The following is an 8,328-nucleotide window of genomic DNA, read 5'->3' as shown; positions in this document are numbered from 1 at the left end:
ATTTAAGCAGGATAGTTGTAGGACAACCCTGGCGGATCATAGGATTCCGGCAGGGCTTGTTTTGTGACTGCCTGCTTTCTGTATTTTTTCTATGACGACAAAGGGGGAAGACCATGGCGACGGTCTGCGGATTTGTAGAACGAATTAAATATCGCAATGAAGAAAATGGCTATACGGTCTTGAGCCTTACGGACGAAGGAGAGGAATACACTCTGGTCGGCAATTTCCATTATATCAGCGAGGGTGAGATGGTGGAAGCCACCGGCCCCATGACCGAGCATCCGGTCTATGGGGAACAGATGACGGTGGAAACCTACGAGATCAAGGCTCCCGAGGATACGGCGGCCATGGAGCGTTACCTGGGATCCGGCGCCGTGAAAGGAATCGGAGCCGCGCTGGCGGCCCGAATTGTCCGGCGTTTTAAGGCAGATACTTTCCGTATTATGGAGGAAGAACCGGAGCGTTTATCCGAAGTGAAGGGGATCAGCGAGAAGATGGCCATGGCGATCTCCGAGCAGGTGGAAGAGAAGAAGGAGATGCGTCAGGCCATGATGTTCCTCCAGGAATACGGCATTTCCATGAGTCTGGCCGTGAAAATCTATCAGGAATATGGCCCCAGGCTTTATACGGTTATCAAAGAAAATCCATATCAGCTGGCGGACGATATCGCCGGCGTGGGCTTCAAGATGGCGGATGAGATCGCCAAGCGGGTGGGAATCTTCACGGATTCGGATTTCCGCATTAAATCCGGCGTTCTCTATACGCTTCTTCAGGCCACCGGCAACGGCCATACGTACTTACCGGAGACGGACCTCCTCTCCCAGGCATCGGAGCTCCTGCGGGTAGAACCGCAATCCATTGAAAAACATCTGATGGACATGCAGATCGACAAGCGTCTGGTGATCCGGGAGTCGGAGGGCGTCCGTGTTGTCTATGCCTCCCAGTATTACTACATGGAGATGGGCGTGGCGCGGATGCTCCACGATTTAAATATCAGGGGACGGGAGCCGGAAGAGAAGATCAGAAAGAAGCTGCTTCAGATTCAGAAGGAAGAGTCGATCGAGCTGGACGAAAAACAGGTGCAGGCTGTGGTGGAGGCGGTAAACAGCGGCCTTCTTATCATCACGGGCGGACCAGGAACCGGAAAGACGACGACGATCAACACCATTATCCGGTATTTTGAGAGTGAGGAGATGGAGATCCTTCTGGCAGCGCCGACAGGCCGGGCGGCGAAGCGGATGACTGAGGCCACCGGTTATGAGGCCAGAACCATACACCGGCTGCTGGAAATCTCCGGTATGCCGGGGGACGAGCGTTCTATCGGCATGCATTTTGAAAGAAACGAGGAGAACCCCCTGGACGCGGACGCCGTCATCATCGATGAGACTTCCATGGTGGATATCCATCTGATGCAGTCTCTGTTAAAGGCGGTCAATCCGGGAACCAGACTGATCCTGGTGGGTGATGTGAATCAGCTGCCCAGCATCGGCCCCGGCAATGTGCTGAAGGACGTCATCGAGGCAGGCTGTTTTAACGTAGTTATGTTGACCAGAATCTTCCGGCAGGCAAGCCAGAGTGATATCGTCGTCAACGCCCATAAGATCAATGCAGGTGAGACGGTTCCCCTCGGAAAGAAGAGCAATGACTTCCTGTTTATCAAGCGTGATGACCCCAATATGATCATCAACGCCATGATTACCCTGGTACAGAAGAAGCTGCCGGGGTATGTGGGCGCAGACCCCTACGATATCCAGATCATGACTCCCATGCGGAAAGGCGCGCTGGGGGTGGAACGGCTTAACACCATCCTGCAGGAATACCTAAATCCGCCGGATAAGAGCAAGCTGGAGAAGGAGAGCGGTGGCGTGACCTTCCGTGTGGGCGACAAGGTCATGCAGATCAAGAACAATTACAACATCGAGTGGGAAGTCCGGAATAAATACGGGATCCCCGTGGACAAGGGAACCGGAATCTACAACGGGGATATCGGAATCATCCGTGAGATCAACTTATTTGCGGAGCTGGTTACCGTGGAGTTCGACGAGGGCCGTATGGTGGAATACAGCTTCAAACAGATGGAGGAACTGGAGCTGGCCTATGCCATCACCATCCACAAATCTCAGGGAAGCGAGTATCCCGCCGTGGTGATTCCCATTTTCAGCGGACCGAAGATGCTGATGACGCGGAACTTAATTTACACCGCAGTGACGCGGGCCAGGGCCTGTGTCTGTCTGGTGGGAGTGCCGGAGGTGTTCCAGGCCATGGTGGATAATGAGATGGAGCAGAGACGGTATTCGGGGCTTAGGGAGAGGATTTGTGAGATTTATGATACCGTTCCCCAGGAGTAAATGAAACAGCCGGACCGGGCAGATGAATATTCTGCCCGGTTTCGGCTGTTATTTTCGGAGACAGTCGCTGTATGCGCTGGGGGTCATCCCCGTTTTCTTCTTAAAAAGCTGGGAAAAATAATGGGGATTATTGCCGCAGCCAACTTTTTCTGCGATGATCTGAATCTTTTCGCCGGCAGCGATGTATTCTTTGGCCCTCATAATCCGAATATCGGTCAGGTAGTCGGAAAATTTGCGGCCTGCTTCCTTAAAGAATCGTTTGCTGACGTAATCCACATTCATAAAGAGAACCTGCTCGGAGATAAATTTTAACGTCAATCCGGAGTTGCTTAAATTTTGTTCCACATAGGTAGTGATCTGATCAATCATGGAGCTGGTATTGGTATCTTTGGGCGGTAGAAGGAGCAGTCGTTTTAAGTGATCCAGAATCCGTTGTTTCAGTTGTGATGGATCCGCTTCACCATCTATTTCAAACAGCCATTCCGTCAGGTTGATGGCGGAAAAGGCCGGATTATCTGCAGAGGCTTTCAAAAGCAGGCTCCCGGAAAGCTGTTTTAAAAATGCAGTGTCTTCAATTCCCAGGAGAAGCTCCGACAGGCTTTGAAAGCTGTCCTGTGATCCGGATTTTAACTCCTGATACAGTCTTTCCGCCTCAGACATGAGGTAGTTGTAATTGCACGTATAAAGCAAATGAAAGTTGTTCAGATAATAGATGGTACTGAACCGCTTCAACTTGACCAGGATCACTTCCAGAAGTTCACACAGACTGTGATAAGTCTCTTTTTGGATTTCCAGTTCTACCGGCTTGATGGGAAGCTCCAGCTGCTTTATAAACTGTTCCAGCATTCCGCAGTCTGCCGAATAGTCCTTAAAAAACAGGAGAAGAGTATTGTGTACGTAGGTTCCGTGTATGGTTACCTGCAGCATAGTCTGCTCACAGTACTGCTTCAGCTCTTGAAGAAATACTTCAAGGCTGCCAATCTCCAGATAAAATACATAGAAAAGTTGGTATGGCGTGGAATAAAAGTCGAGATACGGCTCATAGGACCGTATGATTTCCGGCAGAGCCTTACTCTGTCCCAGGCTTTCACTGATAACACTGGAGACAATATTGTGGTGCATACTGCTGGTCAGAAGAAAATGGCCGTCTTCCAGGGAACGTGTGCGTTTTCTTGCGTAACAGTCTTTCGCAACATCCACAATGCAGTCCGAGATCAATGACTTGTTGCAGGGCTTTAACACATAATGCCTGACCCCGTACTTCATGGCTTCCTTCGCGTACTCAAACTCGCCGTATCCTGACAGAATGATAAAGCAGGTATCCAGATCCATGAGTGAGACCTTTCTGATCAGTTCCAGACCATCCATTCCCGGCATCCGAATATCAGTCAGGACAATATCCGGCGCCTCATCGATAATCATATCGTAAGCTTCCAGGCCATTTCTGCACAATCCGGTCAATTCCACACCAAGTTTCTCCCAATCAATGAGACAGGAAATGCTTTCCCTTATGACGCGTTCATCGTCGGCAATTATCATTTTCAACATAAGATCCCCTCCTGATCCGTGATATAAGGCATAATAATTCTGGCAACCGCCCAGTCGTTTTCATTGTAAAGAGTAAGACCGTAGTCTTTTCCAAACATCAGCTTGATCCGTTCGTTGATATTAATAAGGCCAATGCCAAAGCCATGAGGCTTTATTTCCTGTGAACGCAGCTTTTCCAGCAGGTGATCTTCAAAAAGGGAGCCGTCATTTTTGACCAAAACGGTCAGTGTACCCGATTCCGGCTGATGCTCGATAGTGATTTCTATGGTACAGAGCTCTGTGGACTCCTCCAGACCATAATTAATGGAATTTTCCACGAGAGGCTGAATACACATCTTGGGGATCTGAGCGTTATACCATGCCTCGTTGCAATGAATAGAATACTCCAGGCGGTCTTCGAAGCGGTATTTCTGGATGGTGATGTATGCGGTTACGATTTCCAGCTCCTTTTTCAGATCAAAATGGGAGGTGGAGTTACTGAGTGTAGCACGGAGCAGAGTGCCCAACGATTCCACCATGGATGATATCTCCATATTGCCGGCCACCTGTGCACGCCAGTTGACGGATTCCAGAGTATTGTATAAAAAATGCGGATTGATCTGGGTTTCCAGAGCCTTAAGCTGCGCATCCTTTTTCCATAACTCGTTTACATAGTTTACCTGTATGAGATTTCTGATTTTTTCGGCCATGTGGTCAAACTGCCGGTTTAAAAGACCGAACTCGTCTTTGCGGCAGCTGTAATCGTAATCGCTTTCAATGACTGCATTTTCGTCGGTACTGAAGACTTCCATTTTGCGAATCAGCCCTCTGGTGTGGCAGCTGATGAAGGATATCATGGATTCCGAAAATGCAATGGCTGACAGGATGCTCAGGATAATCATGCAGATACTGAGTGTCCGCACAAATGAGACCGACTGAAATATGGGATCGTAAGAGACATAGCAAACGTAAGTCCAGTCAAAGCCGGGAATCGTCTCTTCCGTCACAAAGTACTTATGTCTGTCAATCGTCATGATCTCGTAGCTCTGCCTGGAAGGTTTGCGGCGCTGGTCATGGATGGAAGCTGAGACGGGATTGTCATTATAGATAATAGTATCCCCTGTCAATATATAGTATTGGGGATCCTCGTACATCGAGTTATCCTTGTTTAAAGAATCCATAAGCGCTTCCAGGTCCAGAGATACGAGAAGCGTGCCCAGCTCTTCCAAATTGGAGCTCTGGATATTTTTTATCAGACGTCCCATAAAGATTCCATGATCTTTTCCGTAGTTGCTGATCCATACAGGCCTGCCGTCCGCGGCCTGAGCGGCGTCGAGAACGGTTCGTTCAATCTCCTCGGGAGTTTTGCGCGAACCGAGAAAATTCGAATAGGTGATAAAATCAGGGTTGTTAAGGGTAATATAACTGATAAAATTAGGCTTATATTGCTGATAGTATTCCAAAACCGTATAGGATAGATTCTTGTACGCTTCAGTCCGAATTCGCGGATTGTCCGAATGTCTGACATCGGCAAGATTGTTTTGAATATTCGAGTCGGACAGCATGAGTCCGGACATGGTTTCGATATTGGACAAATAATAGGAGATCGTGGTCGCAGAATAAGAGAGATTATTGGCAATGGTATTTCTTAACAGCTTTAAATAAGCGTTAGAAACGATCTGCAGCCCGGCCAGACTGACTCCCGATATCAGGAAGATGGAGACCAGAACAATCGTAAGAATCTTTCTTTTTAAAGACGTATTGGAAAATAGCAGTTTTATTTTAGTGGCCAGAAGTTTCATCATGTCGTTTCCCCCTTATTTGTCCGCCCGCTGTGTCCCTGACACTATTATCATAAGAAAACACAGAGAAAAAAGCAAGAACAAGCCGTGGAGAAGCCGGTTTTTTGACATATGATACCGGAATATTGGATTAAAATTGTGGAGACCGGGTGATATACTGGGATCAGTCGATAAGGAACTTCGCTGAAAGAGAAAGCGGCGGAGCGTAAGACTGTAAAGACACGATAGGGGAGAAGGAACATGACAAAAAGAGAACGTGTAATACGGGCGGTCAGAGGAGAAGAGACGGATGGAATTCCTTCCTGCTTTTCCATGCATTTTTCGCCGGAGTATGCAAATGGTGAGAGCGCGGTTGACGCGCATATTCAGTTTCTGAAGCAGACGGATACGGATATTCTGAAAATTATGAATGAAAACCTGGTGACCTGTGATCATGAACTTATCACCAGACAGGATTATGAGAGCTTCCAGAAGATATCAGCAGAACAGCCATTTATGAAGAGGCAGCTGGACCTGGTTAAACGGATTTTAGAAGAGGCGGACGGGCAATGCTTTACAATCGGTACACTTCACAGTGTGGGCACCTCAGCCATGTACCATCCGTTCAAATCACTTGGTTATGGATATGATCAATCGAGAAAAATCTTCGATGCGTGGCTTAACGAGGCACCGGAGAAAGTGCTGGAGTCCATGAAGAGAATAACAGACGGACTCTGTGAACTGTCTGTCAAATACATAGAAGCAGGGCTTGACGGAGTGTTTGTGGCCTCCCTGGGAGCGGAGAGAAGATTTGGACTTACAAGGGAACAGTTTTTAGAGTGGGTGGCGCCATTTGACCAGATGATTATGAAAACAGTAAAAGACGCGGGAGGGTACTGCTTCCTTCATGTGTGCAACCGGGATGTGAATCTGGACTATTACCGGGATTACGATGAAAATCTATATGATGTGGTGAACTGGGGAACATTTGAAGTACCCTGCTCCATCAGGGAAGGCCGGGAAATCTTTCATCAGAAGACAGTTATGGGAGGTCTGGCTAACCGGCAGGGGGTGCTGGCAGCCGGAAGTGAGGAGGCTCTGATCAACACCGTTCACTCCATCGTGGAGTCGTATGGACGGAAAGGGCTGATTCTCGGTGCTGACTGCACCGTGGCCACCGAACAGGATTTATCGAGAATCAAATTAGCGGTGGAGACCGCAAGAAAATTATAAAGGAGAAGGAATATGAAAAAGAGAGTGATGCTAATGGCAGCGGCCGTGATTATGGCGGCAGGACTTACCGGATGCAGCGGCAGCCCGGCAAAGGAGCAGCAGGATACCACGCAGGCAGCTCAGAGTACGACGGGGCAGGAGAGCAGGGAAACGAAAGAAACGACGACAGAGGCAGATAAAAAATCCGGTGAAAAAACGGAACTGACCATAACCTGGTGGGGGAGCCAGCAGCGGGCAGAACTGACGCAGGAAGCATTATCACTCTATGAAGGGGAAAATCCTGGAGTTACATTTGACGGACAGTTCCTCTCAGGAGCGGATTACTGGAATAAGCTGGCGACTTCCGCGGCGGGCCATACCATGGCTGACGTTGTACAGATGGACAAGGCCTATATCAAACAGTACGTGGATAACGGCATGTTGGTAGATTTACAGCCGTATGTGGACAGCGGCGTCATCGATCTGAAAAATGTGGATAAGACAGTACAGGAATTCGGAAAAATCGGAGATGGCCTGTATGCCGTCTGCATTGGGGTAAATTCGCCGGCACTTCTGTATAATAAGACCCTGCTTACGGAAAATGGAATCGAGATCAGGGATAACATGACAATGGAAGAATTCCTGGAGATCTGCAGGCAGGTAAATGAGAAGACGGGATACAAAACGAATCTTCAGTATAACAATGGAACCTCGTGGCTGGATTTCTTCCTGCGCTCAAAGGGCGAGTATTTATTCGGAGATGGTACGATCGGAGCATCAAAGGAAAACCTGACGGAATATTTTAACCTTTATAAAATGGGAATTGATGAGGGTTGGCTGATCAATCCGAGTGTATTTGCAGAGAGATCCATCGGACAGCCGGAACAGGAGCCTTTAGTCTATGGCTCAGATCCGTCCAATATGTCCTGGTGTGCGTTTTACTTTTCCAATAATATGAACGCCGTCACGAACGCAGCTCCGGAAGGCATGGAGATCGGCATCACTACGTGGCCATCCGATGATGCTGTAAAATCCAATTACTTGAAACCCAGCATGTTTTTCTCGGTTTCCGTTGACAGCAGTCAGCCGGAAGAGGCGGCAAAACTCATTGATTACTGGACTAACTCCGTGGAATGCAACAAGATTCTGTTAGGAGAGCGTGGAGTGCCTGTATCATCGGTGGTTGCAGAGGCAATTGCATCAGATATGAGCGAATCAGACCAGAAGGTAGTTGATTATATTAATAATGTGGTGACTCCAAAGTGCTCCATGGTCAGCCCGGCATCTCCCAACGGAGCCACAGAGGTTTATGACGTGGTATATAAAATGGAAGAAAAGGTCTGTTACGAGGAGATTACCCCCGAGGCGGCAGCAGAGGAGCTGTTGAACCAGGGAACGAAAATTTTACAGAGTAAGCAATCGTAGGCTACAGAGGGCTGCTGCAGAAGAGCGGCAGCCTT

5 protein-coding genes are annotated in these 8,328 nt (G+C 48.5%); 3 read left to right on the top strand and 2 right to left on the bottom strand.

The window, feature by feature from the left end:
- Positions 1–113 precede the first annotated feature (113 nt).
- The gene (locus ACLTD4_RS07720; protein ID WP_117621102.1) at positions 114–2,348 is read left to right on the top strand and encodes an ATP-dependent RecD-like DNA helicase; all 2,235 of its coding nucleotides are present in this window, start codon (positions 114–116) and stop codon (positions 2,346–2,348) included.
- A gap of 48 nt (positions 2,349–2,396) precedes the next feature.
- On the opposite strand, the gene ACLTD4_RS07715 is transcribed toward ACLTD4_RS07720, so the two are convergent.
- Together ACLTD4_RS07715 and ACLTD4_RS07710 are read right to left on the bottom strand one after the other, a co-directional pair.
- The gene (locus tag ACLTD4_RS07715) at positions 2,397–3,896 is read right to left on the bottom strand and encodes a response regulator transcription factor (RefSeq protein WP_117621101.1); all 1,500 of its coding nucleotides are present in this window, start codon (positions 3,894–3,896) and stop codon (positions 2,397–2,399) included.
- Positions 3,890–5,680, bottom strand: a complete 1,791-nt coding sequence (locus ACLTD4_RS07710; protein WP_117633848.1) for a sensor histidine kinase — start codon at positions 5,678–5,680, stop codon at positions 3,890–3,892. The genes ACLTD4_RS07715 and ACLTD4_RS07710 overlap by 7 nt, the downstream gene beginning before the upstream one ends.
- Positions 5,681–5,917: 237 nt before the next feature.
- Between ACLTD4_RS07710 and ACLTD4_RS07705 the strand changes: the two genes are divergently transcribed.
- Positions 5,918–6,889, top strand: coding sequence for a uroporphyrinogen decarboxylase family protein (locus tag ACLTD4_RS07705; protein WP_117621099.1), 972 nt, complete (start codon positions 5,918–5,920; stop codon positions 6,887–6,889).
- Between the two features lie 12 nt (positions 6,890–6,901).
- Positions 6,902–8,293 (top strand): ABC transporter substrate-binding protein, encoded by a 1,392-nt coding sequence (locus ACLTD4_RS07700; protein WP_117621098.1) that lies wholly within the window; start codon positions 6,902–6,904, stop codon positions 8,291–8,293.
- Positions 8,294–8,328 lie beyond the last annotated feature (35 nt).

It is taken from the genome of Hungatella sp., assembly GCF_046966825.1.
The sequence above is the reverse complement of the archived record's forward strand: the minus strand, read 5'-3'. Positions and strand labels throughout refer to the sequence as shown.